This window comes from Actinomycetospora lutea (genome assembly GCF_028737205.1).
GTDB classification, from domain to species: Bacteria; Actinomycetota; Actinomycetes; order Mycobacteriales; family Pseudonocardiaceae; genus Actinomycetospora; species Actinomycetospora lutea.
The window spans coordinates 78,599-99,919 of sequence record NZ_JAQZAL010000017.1 but is presented as its reverse complement, the minus strand read 5'-3'; the positions used below and the strand labels follow the sequence as shown (position 1 = coordinate 99,919).

Sequence of the window (21,321 nt, the reverse complement as noted above, 5' to 3'; positions counted from 1 at the left end):
TGAGGCCTGCTCAGCCCAGACAGCGTGGACCCAGGAGGGCCTTGAGGTCACCCATCAGCGCGCCCGAGTTGGTGACCTTGAGCCCGTCGTCGAGCCGCAGGACGTGGCTCGCCCCGTTGGCGGCGAGCAGCGTCAGGTGGACCTCGCTCGGGCCCGGGTGGGCGACGAGGACCTCCTTGAGCTTGCCGACCCGCTCGGGCGTGCACCGCGCGCTCTCGATGACGACCTTGACCGGCGCGCCGCCGACACCCCCGGACAGGTCGGGCACCGCGAGGTCCTCGACGAACAGGCTCACCCGGTCGTCACGCTTGTTGACCTTGCCCTTGACCAGCACGATCGCGTCCTCGGCGACGTCGATCGACACGGCGGCGTAGGTGCGCGGGAAGAACAGCACCTCGATGCCGCCGGCGAGGTCCTCGATCTGCGCCGACGCCCACGGCTCGCCCTTCTTGTTCACCCGGCGCGTGACGCTCGCGAGGATGCCGCCGACCGTGACCTGGGCGCCCTCGGCGACGTCGCCCTCGAGGATCTTGGTGATCTGGGTGTCGGCGCGGCTGGCGAGCACCTGCTCGATGCCGTTGAGCGGGTGGCCCGAGACGTAGAGACCGAGCATCTCGCGCTCGAGGGCGAGGCGGTGCTTGGACTCCCACTCCCCCTCGGGCACCTTGACGTCGAACATGCCCGTGGTGTCGGCGGTGTCGCCGTCGTCGAAGCTGCCGAAGAGATCGAACTGCCCGTCGGCCTCGGCCTTCTTCGTGGTCATCACCGCGTCGACGGCCTCGGCGTGCACCAGCGCGAGCCCCTTGCGCGGGTGGCCCAGCGAGTCGAAGGCACCGGCCTTGATCAGCGACTCGACCGTCTTCTTGTTGCACACCTGCTGCGGGACCTTGCGCAGGAAGTCGGAGAAGTCGCTGAACGCGCCCTTCTCGCGGCGGGTCGCGACGATCGCGTCGACGACGTTCGTCCCGACGTTGCGGATGGCGCCGAGGCCGAAGCGGATGTCGTCGCCGACCGGGGCGAAGTCGCGGACCGAGTCGTTGACGTCCGGCGGCAGCACCGTGATCCCCATCCGCCGGCACTCGGCGAGGTAGATCGCGGCCTTGTCCTTGTCGTCGCGGACGCTGGTGAGCACCGCGGCCATGTACTCGGCGGGGTAGTTCGCCTTCAGGTAGGCCGTCCAGTAGGAGACGACGCCGTACGCCGCGGAGTGCGCGCGGTTGAACGCGTAGTCGGAGAACGGCAGCAGGATGTCCCACAGCGTCTTGATCGCCGCGGCCGAGTAGCCGTTGTCCTTCATGCCCTGGGCGAAACCCTCGTACTCCTTGTCGAGGATCTCCTTCTTCTTCTTGCCCATGGCGCGACGGAGCAGGTCGGCCTTGCCCAGCGAGTAGCCCGCGAGCACCTGGGCGATCGCCATGACCTGTTCCTGGTAGACGATCAGGCCGTAGGTCTCGCCGAGGACCTCCTTGAGCGGTTCCTCCAGCTCCGGGTGGATCGGGGTGACCTCTTGCCGCCCGTTCTTGCGGTCGGCGTAGTCGTTGTGGGCGTTGGCGCCCATCGGGCCCGGGCGGTAGAGCGCGCCGACCGCGGAGATGTCGTCGAACTCGGTGGGCGCCATGCGCCGCAGCAGGTCGCGCATCGGGCCGCCGTCGAGCTGGAACACCCCGAGCGTCTCGCCGCGGGAGAGCAGCTCGTAGGTGGCCGTGTCGTCGAGCCCGAGGTTGTCGAGGTCGAGCGGTTCCTTGCCGTTGAGCGGGATGTTGGTGAGCGCGTCGTCGATGATCGTGAGGTTGCGCAGGCCCAGGAAGTCCATCTTCAGCAGGCCGAGGGTCTCGCAGACCCCCATGTCGAACTGCGTGATGATGGCGCCGTCGGCCTCGCGCCGCTGGATCGGGATGACGTCGATCAGCGGTTCCTTGGACATGATCACGCCTGCGGCGTGCACGCCCCACTGCCGCTTGAGGCCCTCGAGGTCCTTGGCGGTGTCGACGATCTCCTTGACCTGCGCGTCCGACTCGTAGAGCGCGCGCATCTCGGCGGCCTCGGAGTAGCGCTTGTGGCTGGGGTCGAACACGCCCGACAGCGGGATGTCCTTGCCCATGACCGCGGGCGGCATCGACTTGGTGATCCGGTCGGCCACCGCGTAGCCCGGCTGCCCGTAGAGCACGCGCGCCGAGTCCTTGATCGCGGCCTTCGCCTTGATCGTGGAGTAGGTGATGATCTGCGCGATCTTCTCTTCGCCGTACTTCTCGGTGACGTAGCGGATCATCTCGCCGCGCCGGCGCTCGTCGAAGTCCATGTCGATGTCGGGCATGGAGACGCGCTCGGGGTTGAGGAACCGCTCGAAGATCAGCTTGTGGTGGATCGGGTCGAGGTCGGTGATGCCCAGGACGTAGGCCACGAGGCTGCCGGCCGCGGACCCGCGGCCCGGCCCGACGCGCAGGTTGACCGAGCGCGCGTAGTTCAGCAGGTCGGCCGTCACCAGGAAGTAGCCCGGGTAGCCCATCTGCATGATGACCGACACCTCGTAGTCGGCCTGCTTGCGGTACCGCTCGGAGAAGCCGTTCGGGAAGCGCCAGTGCAGCCCCCGCTCGACCTCCTTGACCAGCCAGCTGCCCTCGGTCTCGCCCTCGGGCACCGGGGCCACCGGCTGCAGGTCGCGGCCCTCGGTGAACTCGACGTTCACCCGCTCGGCGATGGCCAGGGTGTTGTCGCAGGCCTCGGGGAACACGCCGTCCCACTGGGCGCGCATCTCCTGCGCGCTCTTGAGGTAGAAGTCCTGCGCGTCGAACCGGAAGCGGTTCGGGTCGTTCATCGTCTTGCCGGTCTGCACGCACAGCAGGACCTCGTGCGGCTTCGCGTCCTTGGCGTACGTGTAGTGCAGGTCGTTGGTGGCCAGGCCCGGCAGGTCGAGCTTCTTCTTGAGGTCGTAGAGGTCGTCGCGGACCCGGCGCTCGATCTCGATGCCGTGGTCCATCAGCTCGCAGAAGAAGTTGTCCGCGCCGAAGATGTCGCGGTAGTCGCTCGCGGCCTGGCAGGCGCCGTCGAAGTCGTCCTGCTGCAGGTAGCGCGCGACCTCGCCCGACGGGCACCCGGTGGTCGCGATGATGCCCTTGCCGTAGGTCTCGAGCAGCTCGCGGTCCATGCGGGGCTTGTAGTAGTAGCCCTCGAGGCTCGCGAGGCTCGAGAGCCGGAAGAGGTTGTGCATCCCCTCCGTGTTCTCGGCCAGCAGCGTCATGTGGGTGTACATCTGGCCCGGGTTGTCATCGCTGATGACCTGGCCGCCGAGCGTCGCGCGCTTGCGCTCGTGACGGCTGCCGGGCGCGAGGTAGCCCTCCATGCCGATGATCGGCTTGACCCCGTGCGCCTTCGACTTCTTCCAGAACTCGTAGGCGCCGAAGGTGTTGCCGTGGTCGGTCATCGCCAGGGCCGGCATGCCCATCCGCGCGGCCTCGGCGAACAGGTCGTCCAGCCGCGCGGCACCGTCGAGCATCGAGAACTCGGTGTGCGTGTGCAGGTGGACGAACGAGTCGCCGGTCACGTCGCGGGACATCCCTTCCGGGGCCGGGGTCGGGGTGCCGTCGACCGGTCCCGGCGCTGCAGGACGTGGTCGGCGTGTAGGTACACGGTAGCCGCGCCCCCCGACAGCGCCGCCCCTCCCCGAGGGCCTCGGTCGTCGTCGCTGCTCATCTCCGCCGGCCCGGCGTGTCGCCCGGATCCGGGCTCGTCACAGGAGTCACCGGCGCCCCTTCCGTTGCGTGACAAGGGCCGTCCGGTCAGCGGTGCTCGTCGAGCAGGAGGACGTCGAGCCACCGGTCACCTCCGGCTCCCCCGACGACCACGACGGCGGCCAGCAGCCAGATCCTCGCGACCACGACGTCCTCGGGCGCCCGGAGGAAGTGCTCCCGCAGCGCCTCCTGCGCCGCCGGCCCGAGCACGCGAGCGGCGTCGTCCACCGCCGGCCCGGCCTCGCCGAGGGTGCGGGCGACCCACGCCGCGGCCCGTGCCGCCAGGTCGGCCCGCGGGAAGCGTCGCCGCGCCTTCGCCAGCCACGCGCCGGCGACGACCTCGATCAGCGTCCGGTCGCCCCGCGCGACGAAGGCGCGGGCGACCTCGGGGTCGCGCTGCTCGACCGTCGCCACGACGACCTCGCGGAGGCGCTCCCGCAGCACGTCGACGAGGTCGGGTGCGTCGTCCTCGTCGTCCTCCTCCTCGTCCTCCACCCAGAGGTCGAGCTCGTCGTCCGGGTCGTCGTCGAAGGCGTGGGGGAACTGCTCGATGAGCTCGCAGTCGCTCAGCAGCGGCGCGGTGATCCGCGGCTCCACCGCCCGCGTCGCCCGGGTGTGCGGAGGACGCGTCCGCCGTTGCCGCCGTGCCTCGACCGTCGCCGCCCGCCGCCCGCCGTCGCGCCTGCGCCTGCCGCCCATGGCTCCTCCTCGGGGTCGTCCCGTCGAGCAGCATGCGCCGGACCCCCGACAACGCCGGGGCCGGCGATGATCAGGAGCGCGCTGTGGGCCCCGGCGGCGCACCCGAGGCGCACCAGGTACCCGTGATCACGCGCGGGCGCGCGGCGAAGGCGTCAGAGCAGCCCGACACCCGCGAGCGCGGTGCGGACGACGTCGCGCTCGTGCTCGTCGGCCTCGACGAGCGGGAGGCGCAGGCCGCCGGCGCGGTGGCCGAGCAGGTCGAGGGCCGCCTTGATCGGGATGGGGTTGGTGGTGACCCCGAGGGCGTCGAAGACCGGCTTGAGCGAGGCCTCGATCTCGGCGCGCTGGTCGGGCTCGTCGACCATGCGGCGCATCTCGGCGCCCACGACGTGGCTCGCGACGAGGATGCCGCCGCAGCCGCCCATCTCGAGGACCGAGCCGAACAGGTCGTCGTTGCCGGCGTAGATGCCGAGCCCGTCGACGGGCGCGAGGTTGGCGTTGTTGGCCTGCTTGACGTAGTCGATCCGCTCGATCTGGGCGAGCTCGGCGAGGAGCTCGTTCGGGATGTCGATCACGCAGCGCGAGGGGATGTTGTAGAGCACGACGGGCTTGTCGGTGGCCCGCGCGACCTCGCCGTAGTGCGCGAGCAGGCCCCGCCGGTTGGGCTTGTTGTAGTACGGGGTCACCGAGAGGATCGCGTCGGCGCCCAGCTCGGTGGCCCGCTCGGTCATCTCGCAGGCGTGGCGGGTGTCGTTCGACCCGGTGGAGGCGACGATCGAGGCGCCCGCGGGCCGGTGCTCGACGGCCAGCTCCACGAGGCGCAGGTGCTCCTCGGTGGACAGCGTCGACGCCTCGCCGGTGGTCCCGCACACCACGAGCCCGTCGGAGCCGTTCGCGTACACGTGGCCCATGAGGTCGACGAAGGCCTTCTCGTCGACCGCACCGTCGGGGGCGAACGGCGTCACGATGGCGGTGAGGACGGCTCCGAGGGTCATGACCTCCAGGTTGCCCCACGGGGGCGGGCGGGGTCTATGCCGGGTCCGGCCCCTCGACGTTCACCGTCGGCGGGCCCTCGCCGGCACGCCCGATGACGGCGGTGGACCGCTCGCCGGTGGGGTTCGACTCGCGGTGCACGGTGTGCGGCGGCACGCGCAGGAAGTCGCCCGGGCCGGCCTCGACGACGTCCTCGCCGCCGGGGCCGAACTCCAGCCGCATCGCCCCGCGCACCACGTACAGGCTCGTCTCGTGGTCACCGTGGTGGTGCCACCCGGAGGCGGCGCCGGGCTCGGTGTGCACGAGCCCGGCCCACAGGGCGTCGGTCGAGAACGCCACCTCCCGCCGCATCCCGGGCGTCGGATCGCCCTCGGCCAGGTCGTCGCCGTGGAAGACCTCGACGGGTTCGCTGCTCACGGGGACGAGTGTGCCCGACGGCGGGACGTCAGAGCGGCACGAAACGGCGCAGCTTGCCGGTCTGCGCGTCCCGCTCGAGCCGGGGGGCGACCGTGACCGTGACGTCCGCGCGCGGGAGGCCGGCGGCGGCCAGCGCGGACCGCAGGCGGTCGGCGAGTCCGTCGACCAGCGCGGGCGGCTCGAACGCCGTGTCGCCGGGGACGACGGTCACGTCGAGCCCGCGGACGGTCTGGCGGACCTGGTACTCCGCCACCTCCGGGGTCTGCACGAGCACCGTGCGCGCGACGTGCGGGTGCAGGTCCACGGTGCCGAACCGGAACGTCTCGTCGGCACGGCCCTGCACGGTCCCGCGCAGGTGTCCCCCGCCGGGCTCGGCGGTGACGACGTCGGCGAGCTCGTAGCGGATCAACGGCTGGACGTGGTTCTCGAGGTTGGTGACCAGGATCTTCGCCGACGGCGTGCCCGGCGGGACGGGGCGGTGCCGCTCGTCGACCAGCTCGACGATGCAGCCGTCCTCCGCGAACACGACGGTCTCGTCGTCGGGCGCGCTGGCGCCGACCAGGCCCTCGGTGGACCCGAACGTGTTCACGACCGGCACCCCGAAACCCTCCTCGATCGCCGCCCGCAGCGGCGGGGTCAGGGTCTCGCTCGTCGTCGTCACCATCCGGGGCTGGATGCGGAGCCGGCCGGCCCGCTGCTCGGCCGCCAGCCGGGCGAGGACCGAGGGATAGCCGTACAGCAACGGCGGCTGCAGCGCGTCCAGTCGCGCGACGATCTCCGCGACCGGCCTCGTGGCCGGCACGGGCACGAAGTGGAACGGCAGCAGCCCGCCGGCGAGGGCCGCCGCCCCGCCGGTGGGGTGCACCGCCGAGGCGGCACCGACCATCGCGACGGTCAGCCCGCCCGGCGGGGGCCCGCCCGCCTGCTCGATCCGTGCGACGAGACCGCGGCACAGCGAGCCCACGAACTGGAGCAGCGCCGGGCGGTCCAGCACGTAGATGCCTCGCCGACCGGAGCTGCCGCCGGAGGTGAAGGCGAGGTACTCCCCGAGGATCGGGCGCGGCACGTCCCGGGTCGCCTGCAGGGTGTCCTCGGCCCGCCGGAGCGAGACGCGCCGGTCGGTGACGACGTCGTCGAACCGGCTCATCAACTCGGCCTTCGTCATCACCGGGAGTGCGGACAGGTCGCGGGGGTCGACGGTGTCGGGGTCGATCCCGGCCAGCCGGCGGGCGTGGAACGGCGAGTGCTCGACGGCGTGCGCGAGCAGGGCCCGCAGGCGGTCGCGCTGGTGGGCCACGATCCGCGGGCGGTCCCAGGCGAGTCGCGCGATCATCCCCGGCAGCGCCGGCAGCAGCTCGCGCTGCAGGCGATCACGGTAGGCGGGGAACGCCGCGGCCTGCGAGGCCGGGTGTGCCGCGGGGTGCAGGGTCGTCGACATCACGACGCCTCCCTCGATGACGGCGCCGGCTCGACGAGCCGGCGGAGCAGGTCGACGACGATCTCGACGTCGAACCGGGCGGTCCCGGCCGCGTCCTCCAGCACCCGGCCGGTGCCGAGGGCGAGGATCAGGCCCGCGAACACCCGCGGCGGGTAGACCGGGACGAGCCCGCCCCGCTCGAGCACCCGCCGGACGGTCTCACCGAAGTGCTCGAGCGTGCGCTCGTGCAGCGCGGCGTACCGGGCGTTGAGCTCCGGATCGCGTGCCGCGGCCACCCGGAACTCGATGAGCAGCTGGGCCCAGGCGTCCTCCTGCTCACGGCGCGTGTTGGCCACCAGCAGGGCGTGGAGGCCCTCGACGCCGGCGTGGTCGGCGGCGAGCTCGGCATTCGCCTCCGCACGCTCGACGATGCGCTGGTCGAGGAGCGCGAGGAACAGGTCCGCCTTGCCCGCGAACTGCGAGTACACGACGCCCTTGGAGAAGCCCGCCTCCTCGGCGATCGCGTCGAGCCTCGCCCCGTGGTAGCCCGCCGCGAGGAACACCCGCCGCGCCGCGTCGAGGACCCGTCCGCGGTTGCGTTCGGTCTGGGCGGCCCGGCTCATCCTCGTCGTCACGGGAGAATGGAATACCGCCGGTACTCAGATGTCGACGGAATCCGAGTACCGAAGGTATCTCGGATCGGTTGCGACACCCCCGGACACGACCGTGCCCTCCCGCGCGGGACACGGGAGGGCACGGGGGGGACGGTCAGACGAGGCCGAGCTTCTGGACCGCCTCGCGCTCCTCGGCGAGCTCGTTGACCGACGCGTCGATCCGCTCGCGGGAGAAGTCGCTGATCTCCAGACCCTGCACGATCTCGAACCGGCCGTTCGACGCCGTGACCGGGAAGGACGAGACCAGGCCCTCGGGCACGCCGTAGGAGCCGTCGGAGACGATCGCCGCCGAGGTCCAGTCGTTCGGCTTGGTGCCGTTGACCCAGGTGTACACGTGGTCGATGGCCGCGGCGGCCGCCGACGCCGCCGACGAGGCGCCGCGCACCTCGATGATCTCGGCGCCGCGCTTGGCCACGCGCGGGATGAACTCGTCGGTGAGCCAGCTCTGGTCGACCTGGTCGCCGACCGGCTTGCCGTCGACCTCGGCGTAGGTGACGTCGGGGTACTGGGTGGCCGAGTGGTTGCCCCAGATGGTCATCTTGGTGACCGAGCCGACCCGCACGCCGAACTTGGTCGCGAGCTGGCCGACGGCGCGGTTGTGGTCCAGGCGCGTCATCGCGGTGAAGCGGTCGGCCGGGACGTCGGAGTTGGACCGCGCGATGAGGGCGTTCGTGTTGGCCGGGTTGCCGACGACCAGGACCCTGACGTCGTCCGCGGCGCCGTTGAGGGCCTCGCCCTGCGGCTTGAAGATCCCGCCGTTGGCCTCGAGCAGGTCGGCGCGCTCCATGCCCTTGCTGCGGGGCTTGGCCCCGACGAGCAGGCCGACGTTGGTGCCCTCGAACGCCTTCGCGGCGTCGTCGAAGACGTCGATGCCGTCGAGCAGCTCGAACGCGCTGTCGTTGAGCTCCAGCGCGGTGCCCTCGGCGGCCTTCACCGCCTGCGGGATCTCCAGCAGTCGCAGCCGGACCGGCACGCCCTCCCCCAGCAGGTCGCCGGCGGCGATGCGGAAGAGCAGCGCGTAGCCGATCTGTCCGGCCGCTCCGGTGACGGTGACGTTGACGGGGGTGGGCGCCATGCCTTCGCTCCTGCAGTCGTCGAGGGGAGGTGTGCGGGCTCGTCGGTGCGGCAGCCTCGCACGTCACGCTCCGGCTCGCGTAGCCAGGCCGCGCGGTCCGGGGTGTGACGTCAGTCGTCGCCGACGACCATGACCCCGCGCCGTTGCGCGAGATACCGGAACGCCAGCCCGAGCGACACCATGATGCGGTTGCGGTTACCCAGCAGGGCGAAGATGTGCACGAACATCCACGTCAGCCAGGCGAGAACGCCGACGAGCTTGGGCCCGTGGGCGATGTCGGCGACGGCCGAGAGCCGGCCGATCGTCGCCATCGTGCCCTTGTCCTTGTAGTGGAAGCGCTCGGTGGGCTCGCCCGCGACGAGCCGCGCGATCGTGCGACCCGCGTGCCGGCCGGTCTGGAGCGCGGGCTGCGCGAGCTGGGGCAGCGCGTCGTCCTCGATGACCCCGATGTCGCCCGCGACGAGGATCTCGGGGTGCTCGGCGACGCGCAGGTCGCCGCCGACGACGATGCGCCCGCCCCGGCCCTGCGGCAGGCCCCAGCCCTTCACGCGCTCGTGCGCGGCGACGCCGGTGGCCCACACGGTCATCTGGGCCGGGAGCTCGGTGCCGTCGGCGAGCAGCACCGAGTCGGGCCGCACCTCCTTGACCGCGGCCTCCAGGCGCAGCTCGACCCCGCGGGCGCGCAGCTGCTGGGCCGCGTACTCCCGCAGCCGGGGTGCGAACGGCGGGAGGACCTCGTCGGTCATCTCCACGAGCACCACGTGGACCTCGCTCGGGTCCAGCTCCGGGTAGCGGCTGGGCAGCACCGTGTTGCGCAGCTCGGCGAGCGTGCCCGCCATCTCGACGCCGGTGGCCCCGCCGCCGACCACGACCACCGAGGCGCCGCGCGCCTCGCCGGTGGCGGCGATGTGGTCGAGGTAGCCGGTCATGCGGTCGCGCACGGCCAGCGCCTCGCCGCGGGTGTAGATCGGGAACGCGTGCTCCGCGGCCCCCGGGACACCGAAGTAGTTGGTGGTGACGCCGTTGGCGACGACCAGGTAGTCGTAGTGCAGGTCGGGGCCCACGTCGAGGGAGACCGTGCGGGTCTCGGGGTCGACCGTGGTGACCTCGCCCTTGCGGAAGAACGCGCCGGTGTGGGCCGCGAACCCGCGGGCGCCGTAGGTGATGTCGCCGGGGTTCAGCGCGCCCGTCGCCACCTGGTAGAGCAGCGGCTGGAACGTGCTGTAGCTGTGCCGGTCGACGAGGGTGACCCGCACCGGGGCCTTGCGCAGGGCACGCACGGCGGAGAGGCCGGCGAAGCCGGCGCCGAGGACGACGACGTGCGGCCGCGGGTCGGCGTCCGTGATCGACGTGCCCGCGGGCTCGTCGCGGGACGACGGATCGGCGGTCATGGTGCCCGCACTCCTCTCGCATCCGAGTCGTCGGTGCTGGCCGTGACGATTCAGGGCCCCGCCGACGGGCGGCTCCTCACCGCTCTACCCGCCATCGTCCTCCCCCACGCCGTGCCCGTGGGGCCGACCCCGCGCCGTGACCTGTCGGCTCGGTCACGAGCGCGCTACGGCGGGGGGACGGGCCCGTCGTCCGGCACGGGACCGACGGTCTGCGTCTGCTCGGGCAGCAGCGGCGACACCGCGAGCGCGGCGGGGCGGGCGTCCGCGGGCGCCACCTCCACCGCGCGGACACCGGGCCGGGCGGCCAGCGCGGGGGCGAGCGCGGGGTCGGCGTCCACGACCACCGCGAGCACGCACGCGCACCCCGCGGCGAGCCGGGCCGACTCGGTGGCCGCGATGGCCGCGGGCCGTCCCGTGGTGGTGCGGGCCTGCTCGCCCGCCCGGTTGGCCGCCTGCGCCTCGGCCAGGCGCAGTGCCTCCCCCGGGGCGACCGGTCCCAGGGTCACCGTGCGCAGGGCGGTCTGCACCCGTGGCAGCGGCACCCGGAACACCGCCTGGCGCGGGGTCGTGCCGTCCACCAGCGCCGCGGCCCGGGCGACGTCCTGCTCCGCGGCGAAGGTCACCAGCGTCGGCCGCGGACCCGCGGGCCCGGGCGGGACCGCGTGCGTGCGCTCGAGGTAGCCCGCGACGGTCTCCCCCGCCGCCGGCCCGAGACGCGTCGCGTCGGTGCTCCCGGGGACGCCGCCGGTGCCCGGACCGCGTCCGGCGCCGGCCACCCAGGCCGTGACCAGCGTGACGACGAGGAGGACGGCGAGGACGATCGCGACGGTGGGCCAGCGCGGACGGGGCCCGTCGTCGTCCTCGTCGGGCTCCGGGTCGTCCTCCGGCCTGCTCAGCTCGCCGCCCGCAGCGTGTCGAGGGCCTGCGCGAGGTCGGCCGGCGGCTCGCTCACGAACTCCACCCAGCGCCCGTCGGCGGGGTGGTGGAAGCCGAGGCGGTGGGCGTGGAGCCACTGCCGGGTCAGCCCGAGCGTGCGGGCGAGCACCGGGTCGGCGCCGTAGGTGATGTCGCCGACGCACGGGTGGCGCACCGCGGAGAAGTGCACGCGGATCTGGTGGGTGCGCCCGGTCTCGAGCTCCACCTCGAGCAGCGACGCGGCGCGGAACGCCTCGAGCGTGCGGTAGTGGGTGACGCTGGGCCGCCCGTCGGTGACCACCGCGAACTTCCAGTCCTGCTTGGGGTGGCGGTCGATGGGGGCGTCGATCGTGCCCTCGCTCGGGTCGGGGTGGCCCTGCACGACGGCCAGGTAGACCTTGGCGACGGTGCGCTCGCGGAACGCCTGCTTGAGCACCGAGTAGGCGCGCTCGGACTTCGCGACCACCATCACCCCGGTGGTGCCGGCGTCGAGGCGGTGCACCACGCCCTGGCGCTCGGCGGCGCCGCCGGTGGCGATGCGGATGCCCAGCGCGGCCAGCCCGGCGACGACGGTGGGGCCCGACCAGCCGGGGCTCGGGTGCACGGCGACGCCCACGGGCTTGTCGACGACGACGATCTCGTCGTCCTCGTGCAGCACCACCAGGCCCTCGACGGCCTCGGCGGTGACGACCGGCGTCGCCTCGGCGGGCTCGGGCAGCTCGACCTCGAGCCAGGCGCCGGCCACGAGCCGGTCGGACTTGCCTGCCGTCGACCCGTCGAGGCGGACCGCGCCGTCGGCGGCGAGCTCGGCGACGACGGTCCGCGAGAGTCCCAGCATCCGCGCGAGACCGGCGTCCAGGCGCATCCCGTCGAGCCCGTCAGGCACGGGCAGCGTGCGCAGGCTCATGCCGCGTCCTTCTCGGTGCCCTCGGGGCCCTCGGTGTCCTCGGTGCTCGCCCCGGCGCGCGTGCCGTCGAGGTCCCGGCCCAGCAGCGCCAGGAGCACGAGCAGCGCGCCGCCGATCGTGATCGCCGAGTCGGCCACGTTGAACACCGGGAACCAGCCGACCGACACGAAGTCGACGACGTGGCCCTGCAGCGGGCCGGGCCCCCGGAAGAACCGGTCGACGAGGTTGCCGAGCGCCCCGCCGAGCACGAGGCCCAGCGCGAGCGCCCAGCCCTTCGAGCGCAGGCGGCGGGCGAAGCGGGCGATCCCGATGACGACGGCGAGCGCCACCAGCGTCAGCACCCAGGTCATGCCGGTGGCGAAGGAGAACGCCGCGCCCGGGTTGCGGATGAGCGTGAACGACACCAGGTCGCCGATCAGCGGCACCCGCTCGCCGTCGGCCAGCCACGACACCATGACGATCTTGGTGACGAGGTCGAGGAGCACGATCGCCACCGCGATGGCCACCAGCATCCCGATGCGCTTGGGCGGGCGGTCCCCGGGCGCCTCGGGGGCGCTGTCGGGCTCGGTGGGTGCGCTGCTCACCGTCCCATCGTCCCAGGGCCGGTCCCGTCCCTCGGCGGGGTGCCGCGATCGCCGGAACGCAGCGACGGGGTGCCGCCGGTGTCGCCGCGCCAGCGGGCCAGGCGCCCGGAGCGGTCGACCGAGCGCAGCCGTTCCTCGGCGGCGTCGCGGGCGGTCTCGGTGGTGACGACGAGCAGCTGGTCGCCCTCCTGGATCCGGCTCTCGCCCTGCGGGGTGAAGCTCGTCCCGTCGCGGACGACGAGGCTGAGCCCGGAGCCCTCGGGCAGGCGCAGCTCGCGGACGTAGACGCCGTGCATCCGCGAGCCGATGGGGACGGTCATCTGCAGGAGGTCGGCGCGCAGCGTGTCCAGGGGCGCGGCGTCGACCTCGATCTGCTCGACCCGCGAGTCCCCGGCGAGCCCGAGCCGGCGGGCCACGAACGGCAGCGTCGTGCCCTGGACCAGCACGAGCACCACGACGAGCACGAACACCGCGTCGACGAGCGCCCGCGCGCCCGGCAGGCCCGAGGTCAGCGGGATCAGTGCGAGCACGATGGGCACGGCACCGCGCAGGCCCGCCCACGACAGGAAGACCTGCTCGCGCCAGGGCACCCGGAACCCGATCGCGGCCGCGGCCACCGACAGCGGCCGGGCGGCGAAGAGCAGGACGGCGCCGGCGATGAGGGCCGGCACGACGGCGTCGGTGAGGCGCTGGGGCGACACGTAGAGCCCGAGGAGCACGAAGAGCCCGATCTGGGCCAGCCACCCGAGGCCCTCGGCGAACGACCGGGAGCCCTCGCGGTGGGGCAGCGTGGAGTTGCCGAGCACGAGCGCGGCGACGTAGGTCGCGAGCAGGCCCGAGGCGTGCAGCAGCTGCCCGGAGGCGAAGGCGAGGATGCAGACCGCGAGCGTCGCCAGCGGGTAGAGCCCGGTCGCGGGCAGGGCGGCGCGGCGCAGGCCGAGCGCGCCGACACGGCCGAGCGCGGCCCCGAGCAGGCCGCCGACGAGGAGCTCGTAGATCACCAGCAGCGGGTCCACCCAGCTCAGGGCCGCGGTCGACGAGAGGATCACGACGGCGAGGAACACCGGGGCGTCGTTGAGCCCGGACTCCAGCTCGAGCGAGCCGACCAGCCGCCCGCTCAGGCCGAGGTTGCGCAGCACGCTGAACACGGCGGCGGCGTCGGTGGACGACAGCACCGCGCCCCAGAGGAACGCGACGCGCAGGTCGAGATCGAGCAGCGCCCAGAGCGCGAGGCCGGTGACGCCGATGCTCACGGCGACCGCGACCGTGGAGAGGGCGATCCCGAGACCGAGCGCGGGCCGCACCGTGGTCCACCGGGTGGAGAGCCCGCCGTCGGCGAGGATGAGGACCAGGGCGGCGACGCCGAGCGCCTGGGTGAGCCCGGCGTCGTCGAAGCGGATGCCGAGCCCCGACTCCCCCAGCGCCACCCCGATCCCGAGGTAGATCAGCAGCGAGGGCAGCCCGACCCGCGTCGACACGCGCACGGCGAGGACCGAGACGAGCACGACGGCCGCGCCGATCCCGAGCAGGAAGGGCAGTTGGTCCATGCGTCGTCCCCCCTCCCCTGGTGGAGGGGACGACCCTAGCGAGCGGAGACGCCCGGAACCGCCCGGGATCTCCGGTCTGAGAGGCGGTTCACCGCCCGTTCGACGCGGACGGGCGCGGGGTCAGCGGCGGCTGTCCGCGCTCTGCGCCCCGGTGAGCGCCGCGACCGGCGTGCACCAGGAGCAGCCCGTGAACCCGAGATCGACGGCCTCGCCGACGGGCAGCGGGATCACCTCGCGGCCGTAGAGGTAGCTGCACCGCCCGAGGTGGAACAACGGCTCCTCGTCGATGACGAGGACCTCGTCGTCGAGGCCGACCACCGCCTGGCGGGTGGCGTCGTCGACGGCCTCCTCCTCCGGCTGCGCGGCCGGCGGCGGGGGCGGCGGGGCGCCGGGGGGCGGTCCTCCGGGAGGGCGGCCGGGCGGGGGTCCACCCGGACCCTGACCGGCCGGGGGTGCGCCCACCGGGGGCACTCCGGGCGGGGGCTGCCCGGGCGCGCCCTGCGGGGGCCGGCCCGGTGTCCCGTTCGCGGCGGCGTCGCCGGGGCCCTGCTGCGCGGAGCCCTGGTGGCGCATCCGGGAGATGTCGTTCATGTCGATGCGGGTGGTGGCCGCGTCGTCGCCGCCCTCGCCCCCGGGGCGTCCCGCGGGCGGGGCACCGGTGGGCGCGGGCGGCGCGCCCGCGGCGCCGCCGCCGAGACGGGCCTCCGCCGGCGTGCCCGGCATCGGCAGCATCCCGAGCAGACGCGAGCCCTGGGGCGCGCCGGCCACGCGGGAGGGTTCGGCGCCGGGTCGGGCGGTGGTGGTCGCCCACCGGGAGCCCGCCGAGGATCCGGCCGGCCCACCCGACGGCCCACCGGCCGCGGGAGGTCCGGAGGGTCGGGAGGCCGCGGCGCCGGCCGCGAGACCGGCTGCGCCGAGAGCGGCCGCGCCACCGGCCGCGGCGCCACCGGAGCGGTCGCCGTGGCGATCACCCTGACCGTCGGGGCCGTGCTGCCCGTCCGGCCCACGCTGTCCGTCGGGGCCGTACTGGCCGTCGGGCCCGGGCTGACCGTCGGCTCCGCGCCGACCGCCGGCGACCGCCGTCTCGGCGTTCGCGCCCGGACCCTGTCCGGGCGGCGGACCACCGGGGACCTGCTGACCCTGGTGTCCCGGTGCCCCCGGGCCACCCGCGGGCGGCGCGGATCCTGCGGTGACCGACGTCGACGCCGCCTCCGGGGAGCCCTGTCCCGGGCCCGAGGAGTGCACGCCCGGGGCGATCCCGGAGGGCGACGAGCTCGACGCGATCGGCCCGGAGGACCCGGACGCCGCCGGGGCGGCGGCCTGGCGGCCCGCACGCTCCCGCCGGCGTCGTCGGACGACGTCGGCGACGAGGAGCGCGGCGGCCAGCAGGCTGGCGATCACCGAGCCCCAGGCCCAGGTGGCCACCGAGGTGACCACCGCAACGGCCAGGAGCCCGAAGGCGATCAGCACGCAGAGCAGGACGAGGAGCAGCAACGGTCGGACCCCCGATCAGGGCCACGAGCCCGCTCCGCCGTCAGGCAGGAGCGGGCTGCGCGGCGTCCGTCAGCTGCCGGCTTCGGCGCGCGAGCCGTAGCCGCTGGTGGCGTACCCGCCGGAGCCGTTGCGACCGTTGTCCGGCGCGGCCGAGCCACGTCCGTCCAGGTCGCGGAGCTGCGACTCGAGGTACGTCTTCAGCCGGGTCCGGTACTCGCGCTCGAAGGTGCGCAGCTCGTCGATCTTCTTCTCGAGCCCGCCCTTCTGCTGCTCGATGAGGCTGATCGTCTCGTTGTGCTTGCGCTGCGCGTCGCGCTCGAGGGTCGAGGCCTTGTCGCGCGCCTGGCGCTCGAGCGTCTCGGCGCGGGTGCGCGCGTCGTTCAGCATCGTCTCGGCGCGGGTGCGCGCCTCGTTGACCATGCTGTCCGACTTGGTGCGCGCCTCGGAGAGGAGCTGCTCGGACTTGGTGCGCGCGTCGGCGAGCATCCCGTCCGCCTCGGACTTGGCCTCGGCGGTGAGCCGGTCGGCCATCTCCTGGGCGAGCCCGAGGACCTTGGCGGCCTGCACGTGGTGGTCGCCACCGCCGCCGCCCTGACCCTGCTCCGACATCCCGAACGGCGGCGGCACGACGGCCTGCTGCGTCTGGGCCGGCATGGGCGGCTGCTGGGGCTGCTGCGGCGGCATCGGCTGCTGGACGGTGCGGGGAGCGTCCTCGACCGGGCGGCTCGGCGGCGGGGCCGAGACCTGGGTCTGCGGGCCGGAGCCCGCGTTCTGCGCCGCGCCGGCCTTGCTGCGCGCGTCATCGAGGTCGGCGTGCGCCGACGAGAGCTGCTGCTCGAGCTGCTCCACCTGCTCGCGGAGGTCGTTGTTCTCCTCCAGCAGCCGGCCCAGCTCGGCCTCGACGAGGTCGAGGAAGGCGTCGACCTCGTCCTCGTTGTAGCCCCGTTTCCCGATCGGTGGCTTGCTGAACGCGACGTTGTGAACGTCGGCGGGGGTCAGCGGCATCGGATCTCCTCAAGCACTCCTCGGCTGCGGAACCCCAGGTACCTCGGGCTCTTCGAGCTCCGCCACTCGCAGAGTATGACCTCTGCGAGCGCCAGAACCATAATGGACGGGTCCAGTGACGCGCTCCCCTCACCGCCCGAATGGTGACGCAGCGCCACGAACAGGCCCGCGAAAACCCACAGACCTACCGATTCCGGAGCCGGACGGCGATCCGCCGGTCGGGTCGTGACGATCCGTGACCCTCTACATGCGGTGACAGGACCGGTTCCCGGGCTGGCCGGGCTCCGGGTAGCGGGGAGGACACGCTCGGCGCACGGGAGTGCCCATCCGGCGCGCCGCTCCCGTCGTCGCCCGTTCGGCCGCGCAGCGAACCGTCCGGACCCGTGACGATCACTCTCGACGACCGTCGTGACGTCCATCGCCCGCCGGGCCGCACCCGTGAGCCACCGAGCACCCACGGGGCGCAGAACGTAGCGGATATCTCCTGAACGAACCGCGCCGGGGCGGCGCCGGCCGTCAGGACGTGGACGCGTAGTTGGTCTCCGCGAGCTTGCGGCGCTCGGTCGCCGAGACCTCGACGTTCGGCGGTGAGAGCAGGAACACGCGGTTGGTGACCTTCTCGATCGACCCGCGCAGGGCGAAGGCCAGGCCGGCGGCGAAGTCGACGAGGCGCTTGGCCGCGACGTCGTCCATCTCCGTCAGGTTGATGATCACCGGGATGCCGTCGCGGTAGCGCTCGCCGATCACCCGGGCCTCGTTGTAGCTCTTGGGCTGCAGCGAGGTGATCTCGGCCGGCGCGCTCTGCGGGTCGGCGTCCGAGGACGTGGCGCTCTTGGCGGGCGCGGACGCGGCGGACGCCGCGGCCGTGCCCGACGACGCGGAGGACGAGGACGTGGCCGCCGACGACGCCGACGACGCCGACGACGCCGACGACGCCGACAGCGACGGCGGGGTGCGCGGCGTGGTGGGACGCACCGAGGTGTGGCCCGGGCCGCCCGCGGGGGCCCAGCTGCGCCCGCGGCCGGCACGCGAGACCGCCTCGGTCGCCTCGTCGTCGCGCCGGATCTCGGTGACCTCCGGGTCGCGCGGGCGCGGCGTGCGGCGGTCGCGGGAGTCCTCGTACCGGTCGTAGCGGTCGAACCGGGACTCGCGGGCCTCCCGCGCGTCGCGGACGTCCCGCACGTCCCGCACGTCCCGCACGTCCTCGGTGCCCCGGCCGCGCCCGTAGTAGCCGCTCTCGTAGGAGTCGCGGCCGTCGTAGCGGTCGTCGAAGCGCTCGTCGTAGCGGTCGGCGCCGTAGCGGTGCCGGTCCCCGGACTGCCGCTCGGCCGGGAGCCGGTCGCGGTCGTACCGGTCGTCGCCGTAGCCGTCGTAGTCGTCCAGCTCGTCGGCCGGGACCATGCCGAAGTACGCCTTCACCCGGTGCAGAGTGGTCATGGCCGTCTCCCCTGTCCGACGAGACCCCTCGCGCCCCAACGCGGTGAGTCACATCCGTGTCGTTCACTCACACGGAACGCTAGCTACCGTCGGCCGAGCAGCGCCGTTCCGACACGCACGCACGTCGACCCGTACGCGACCGCGTCCTCGAGATCCCCCGACATCCCCGCCGACAGTGTCGTGGCGCGCGGGTGCGCCGCGCGTACCCGTTGCGCGAGCTCCCACACCGTGGCGAAGGCCTCGGCCGGCGCGATCCCCTGCGGCGCCACCGCCATCACGCCGCCGAGGTGCAGGTGGGCGGAGCCCGCCACGCGATCGGCGAGCCCGGGCACCTCGGCGACGGGCGCGCCGCCGCGGTCGGGGTCGCCGTCGACGCTGATCTGGACGAGCACCTCGAGCGGGTCGACGCGCTCGCCGGCGTCCACGGCCTTCGCCGCCGCGCTCTCGAGGGCGTCGACGAGCCGGGGCGAGTCGACCGAGTCGACGGCGTGCGCCCACCGCACGAGGCTGCGGGCCTTGTTGCGCTGCAGCCGGCCCACGACGTGCCAGCGGACCGGGGCGTCGGGGCGCAGGGCGGCGAGCTCGGCGGCCTTGGCCGCCCCCTCCTGCTCCTTGTTCTCCCCGAACGCCGCGAGGCCGAGATCGGTGAGCAGCGCGACGTCGGACGCGGGCCAGGTCTTGGTCACCGCGAGCAGACCCACCTCGGCGGGGTCGCGGCCGGCGGCCCGGGCGGCGTCGGCGACGCGCTCGCGCACGGCGGCCAGGGCGTCGGCGAGCTCGGCGCGCCGCGCGTCGTGGTCCGCGTCCTCGTCGTGGCCCGGCGCGGTCACGGCCGCGGGTACTCCCACCACGTCACCCCGGCGAGGCGTCCGGTGGGCTGGGCGCGGCGGTGGCTGAAGAGCTGGTCGTCCTCGAAGGTGCAGCGGGCGTCGACGTCGACGCGCGTGACGCCGAGGTCGGCCAGACGGCACCGCAGGCCGGCGCGCAGGTCGAGCGACGGCGTCCCGAGGCGCGTGGTGGCGGCGCTGCCGGGCAGCGCGGCCTCGACCTCGTCGCGCATCGCGGCGGGCACCTCGTAGTCCTCGCCGCAGATGGCCGGGCCGAGCAGCACCTCGACCCGCCCGGTCTCCGCGCCCAGCCCGGCCATCGCCTCGAGCGTGCGCTCGAGGACACCGGCGGCGGCCCCGCGACGCCCGGCGTGCGCCGCCGCCACGACCCCGGCGACGGGGTCCGCGAGCAGCACGGGCACGCAGTCGGCGACGACGACGGCCAGGGCCAGGCGCGGGCGGTCGGTGACCAGGGCGTCGGCCGTGGGCATCTCCCCGCCGGCCGCGCTGACCACCGCGACGTCCGTGCCGTGGACCTGGTTCATCCACGCCACCCGCTCCGGTCCCAGTCCGATGCCCTCGCCGAGCCGGCGGCGGTTGGCGGCGACCGCGGACGGGTCGTCCCCGACGTGGTCGCCGAGGTTGAACCGGTCGTACGGCGGCGCCGACCGGCCCCCGGCGCGGGTGGTCAGGACACGCCGGACACGCACCGACGGAGCGGGGGCGCCGCCGTCGGCGTCGTGCGCGGTCGCGGATCGGGAGCCGGCAGCCACGTCCTCAGCGTCTCATGAACGACGGGACGTCCACGTCGTCCTCGTCGGCGGCGCGGGGCGCCGGGGAGCTGGTCGTGGAGCTCGTCGAGGACCCGGCCAGCTCCCCCTCCGTGCGCGGGAGCGCGGTGGTGCTCTCGACCGACGACGCGGGCGGTGCGGCGGCGTCGGCGCTCGACGCGGAGGCCCCGGCCGGGGTGGCCGCCGGGGTGGCCGGCGTGGCGGGGCGCTCGACGGCGCTGCGGTCGACCGCGGGCGCGGCGGGGATGGTCGGGGCGGCCGAGACCGCGGGCGTGGGCCCGCCAACCGCGGCGCCGTTGCCGTGCCCGTTGCCGTTGCCCGGGCGGTGCACCTGCCCGGCCTGCGCGGAGGCGGTGGCGTTCCCGGACGCCGAGGCGAGCGCCTGCGGCTCGAGCTTCTTGTGGGTCGGCGAGCCGGAGTCGAAGCCGGCGGCGATCACGGTGACCCGGACCTCGTCGCCGAGCGAGTCGTCGATGACCGTCCCGAAGATGATGTTCGCCTCGGGGTGCGCGGCCTCCTGGACCAGCGACGCCGACTCGTTGATCTCGAACAGGCCGAGGTCCGACCCGCCGGCGATCGAGAGCAGCACGCCATAGGCGCCGTCCATGCTGGCCTCGAGCAGGGGCGAGTTGATCGCCTTGCCCGCCGCCTCGACCGCACGGTTCTCGCCGCGCGCCGCTCCGATCCCCATCAACGCGCTGCCCGCCCCGGACATGACGCTCTTGACGTCGGCGAAGTCCAGGTTGATCAGACCCGGCGTGGTGATGAGGTCGGTGATGCCCTGGACACCGGAGAGGAGCACCTCGTCGGCGCTGCGGAAGGCGTCCATGAGGCTCAGGCCCACGTCGCCGAGCTGCAGGAGCCGGTCGTTGGGGATCACGATGAGCGTGTCGCACTCGTTGCGCAGCTCGGTGATCCCGTTCTCGGCCTGCGTGGCGCGGCGCTTGCCCTCGAAGTTGAAGGGCCGGGTCACGACGCCGATGGTCAGCGCGCCGAGCTTGCGGGCGATGCTCGCGACCACCGGCGCGCCGCCGGTGCCGGTGCCGCCGCCCTCGCCGGCGGTCACGAAGACCATGTCGGCCCCCTTGAGGACCTCCTCGATCTCCTCGCGGTGGTCCTCGGCGGCGCGGCGGCCCACGTCGGGCGCGGCACCGGCGCCGAGCCCGCGGGTGAGCTCGCGGCCGACGTCGAGCTTGACGTCGGCGTCGGACATGAGCAGCGCCTGCGCGTCGGTGTTCACCGCGATGAACTCGACGCCCTTGAGGCCGACCTCGATCATGCGGTTGACGGCGTTGACGCCGCCACCACCGATGCCGACCACCTTGATCACGGCCAGGTAGTTGTGCGGGGGCGTCATGGATCCGCCTTTCGAGCTGGGTCTAGGCGACGGTGTCGTCCGGGTCCGGCGTGTCGCGACCCT

Annotated in this window: 18 protein-coding genes; all 18 read right to left on the bottom strand. The window is 73.9% G+C overall.

Annotated elements, in window-relative coordinates; translation table 11 throughout:
- Nucleotides 1–10 precede the first annotated feature (10 nt).
- The 18 genes from dnaE to ftsZ all read right to left on the bottom strand — a co-directional run bounded on the left by dnaE (nucleotide 11) and on the right by ftsZ (nucleotide 21,258).
- Complete coding sequence (dnaE, locus tag PHK61_RS19245; RefSeq protein WP_274282621.1) at nucleotides 11–3,541, bottom strand: DNA polymerase III subunit alpha; 3,531 nt, start codon at nucleotides 3,539–3,541, stop codon at nucleotides 11–13.
- Between the two features lie 235 nt (nucleotides 3,542–3,776).
- Complete coding sequence (locus PHK61_RS19240) at nucleotides 3,777–4,427, bottom strand: hypothetical protein (RefSeq protein ID WP_274282620.1); 651 nt, start codon at nucleotides 4,425–4,427, stop codon at nucleotides 3,777–3,779.
- A 152-nt stretch (nucleotides 4,428–4,579) separates the two neighbouring features.
- Nucleotides 4,580–5,422 (bottom strand): 4-hydroxy-tetrahydrodipicolinate synthase, encoded by an 843-nt coding sequence (gene dapA, locus PHK61_RS19235; protein WP_274282619.1) that lies wholly within the window; start codon nucleotides 5,420–5,422, stop codon nucleotides 4,580–4,582.
- Nucleotides 5,423–5,456: 34 nt separating this feature from the next.
- Entirely contained in the window at nucleotides 5,457–5,837 is a 381-nt protein-coding gene (locus PHK61_RS19230) for a cupin domain-containing protein (RefSeq protein WP_274282618.1), read from the bottom strand.
- Between the two features lie 28 nt (nucleotides 5,838–5,865).
- Nucleotides 5,866–7,275, bottom strand: coding sequence for a phenylacetate--CoA ligase family protein (locus tag PHK61_RS19225; RefSeq protein WP_274282687.1), 1,410 nt, complete (start codon nucleotides 7,273–7,275; stop codon nucleotides 5,866–5,868).
- Nucleotides 7,275–7,889: a TetR/AcrR family transcriptional regulator gene (locus PHK61_RS19220; RefSeq protein WP_274282617.1), complete on the bottom strand. Its 615-nt coding sequence runs from the start codon at nucleotides 7,887–7,889 to the stop codon at nucleotides 7,275–7,277. The genes PHK61_RS19225 and PHK61_RS19220 overlap by 1 nt, the downstream gene beginning before the upstream one ends.
- A gap of 133 nt (nucleotides 7,890–8,022) precedes the next feature.
- Nucleotides 8,023–9,003 (bottom strand): malate dehydrogenase, encoded by a 981-nt coding sequence (locus tag PHK61_RS19215; protein ID WP_274282616.1) that lies wholly within the window; start codon nucleotides 9,001–9,003, stop codon nucleotides 8,023–8,025.
- 110 nt (nucleotides 9,004–9,113) lie between these two features.
- Nucleotides 9,114–10,394: an NAD(P)/FAD-dependent oxidoreductase gene (locus tag PHK61_RS19210; protein ID WP_274282615.1), complete on the bottom strand. Its 1,281-nt coding sequence runs from the start codon at nucleotides 10,392–10,394 to the stop codon at nucleotides 9,114–9,116.
- A 164-nt stretch (nucleotides 10,395–10,558) separates the two neighbouring features.
- Nucleotides 10,559–11,170, bottom strand: a complete 612-nt coding sequence (locus PHK61_RS19205) for a hypothetical protein (protein ID WP_274282614.1) — start codon at nucleotides 11,168–11,170, stop codon at nucleotides 10,559–10,561.
- Nucleotides 11,171–11,286: 116 nt separating this feature from the next.
- Entirely contained in the window at nucleotides 11,287–12,216 is a 930-nt protein-coding gene (locus tag PHK61_RS19200; RefSeq protein ID WP_274282613.1) for an RluA family pseudouridine synthase, read from the bottom strand.
- The gene (gene lspA / locus PHK61_RS19195) at nucleotides 12,213–12,800 is read right to left on the bottom strand and encodes a signal peptidase II (RefSeq protein WP_274282612.1); all 588 of its coding nucleotides are present in this window, start codon (nucleotides 12,798–12,800) and stop codon (nucleotides 12,213–12,215) included. Before lspA ends, PHK61_RS19200 begins: the two co-directional genes overlap by 4 nt.
- The gene (locus PHK61_RS19190) at nucleotides 12,797–14,347 is read right to left on the bottom strand and encodes a potassium/proton antiporter (RefSeq protein ID WP_274282611.1); all 1,551 of its coding nucleotides are present in this window, start codon (nucleotides 14,345–14,347) and stop codon (nucleotides 12,797–12,799) included. The genes lspA and PHK61_RS19190 overlap by 4 nt, the downstream gene beginning before the upstream one ends.
- Before the next feature lie 120 nt (nucleotides 14,348–14,467).
- Nucleotides 14,468–15,841, bottom strand: a complete 1,374-nt coding sequence (locus tag PHK61_RS19185; RefSeq protein WP_274282610.1) for a hypothetical protein — start codon at nucleotides 15,839–15,841, stop codon at nucleotides 14,468–14,470.
- Nucleotides 15,842–15,910: 69 nt separating this feature from the next.
- Nucleotides 15,911–16,846 carry a DivIVA-like cell division protein Wag31 gene (gene wag31 / locus PHK61_RS19180; protein WP_274282609.1) on the bottom strand — a complete coding sequence of 312 codons (936 nt, stop codon included), beginning with the start codon at nucleotides 16,844–16,846 and terminating at the stop codon, nucleotides 15,911–15,913.
- A 516-nt stretch (nucleotides 16,847–17,362) separates the two neighbouring features.
- Complete coding sequence (locus tag PHK61_RS19175; protein WP_274282608.1) at nucleotides 17,363–18,283, bottom strand: cell division protein SepF; 921 nt, start codon at nucleotides 18,281–18,283, stop codon at nucleotides 17,363–17,365.
- A gap of 83 nt (nucleotides 18,284–18,366) precedes the next feature.
- Nucleotides 18,367–19,113, bottom strand: a complete 747-nt coding sequence (locus PHK61_RS19170) for a YggS family pyridoxal phosphate-dependent enzyme (protein WP_274282607.1) — start codon at nucleotides 19,111–19,113, stop codon at nucleotides 18,367–18,369.
- Nucleotides 19,110–19,820: a peptidoglycan editing factor PgeF gene (gene pgeF, locus PHK61_RS19165; RefSeq protein WP_274282686.1), complete on the bottom strand. Its 711-nt coding sequence runs from the start codon at nucleotides 19,818–19,820 to the stop codon at nucleotides 19,110–19,112. Before pgeF ends, PHK61_RS19170 begins: the two co-directional genes overlap by 4 nt.
- Nucleotides 19,821–19,887: 67 nt before the next feature.
- Entirely contained in the window at nucleotides 19,888–21,258 is a 1,371-nt protein-coding gene (gene ftsZ, locus PHK61_RS19160) for a cell division protein FtsZ (protein ID WP_274282606.1), read from the bottom strand.
- Between the last annotated feature and the right edge of the window lie 63 nt (nucleotides 21,259–21,321).

Excerpts from the sequence above, each read along its gene's own strand:
- PHK61_RS19240 (WP_274282620.1), bottom strand. The coding sequence starts at position 4,427 with ATGGGCGGCAGGCGCAGGCGCGACGGCGGGCGGCGGGCGGCGACGGTC.
- dapA (WP_274282619.1), bottom strand. The coding sequence starts at position 5,422 with ATGACCCTCGGAGCCGTCCTCACCGCCATCGTGACGCCGTTCGCCCCC.
- PHK61_RS19225 (WP_274282687.1), bottom strand. The coding sequence starts at position 7,275 with ATGTCGACGACCCTGCACCCCGCGGCACACCCGGCCTCGCAGGCCGCG.
- PHK61_RS19215 (WP_274282616.1), bottom strand. The coding sequence starts at position 9,003 with ATGGCGCCCACCCCCGTCAACGTCACCGTCACCGGAGCGGCCGGACAG.
- PHK61_RS19210 (WP_274282615.1), bottom strand. The coding sequence starts at position 10,394 with ATGACCGCCGATCCGTCGTCCCGCGACGAGCCCGCGGGCACGTCGATC.
- PHK61_RS19200 (WP_274282613.1), bottom strand. The coding sequence starts at position 12,216 with ATGAGCCTGCGCACGCTGCCCGTGCCTGACGGGCTCGACGGGATGCGC.
- PHK61_RS19190 (WP_274282611.1), bottom strand. The coding sequence starts at position 14,347 with ATGGACCAACTGCCCTTCCTGCTCGGGATCGGCGCGGCCGTCGTGCTC.
- wag31 (WP_274282609.1), bottom strand. The coding sequence starts at position 16,846 with ATGCCGCTGACCCCCGCCGACGTTCACAACGTCGCGTTCAGCAAGCCA.
- PHK61_RS19175 (WP_274282608.1), bottom strand. The coding sequence starts at position 18,283 with ATGACCACTCTGCACCGGGTGAAGGCGTACTTCGGCATGGTCCCGGCC.
- ftsZ (WP_274282606.1), bottom strand. The coding sequence starts at position 21,258 with ATGACGCCCCCGCACAACTACCTGGCCGTGATCAAGGTGGTCGGCATC.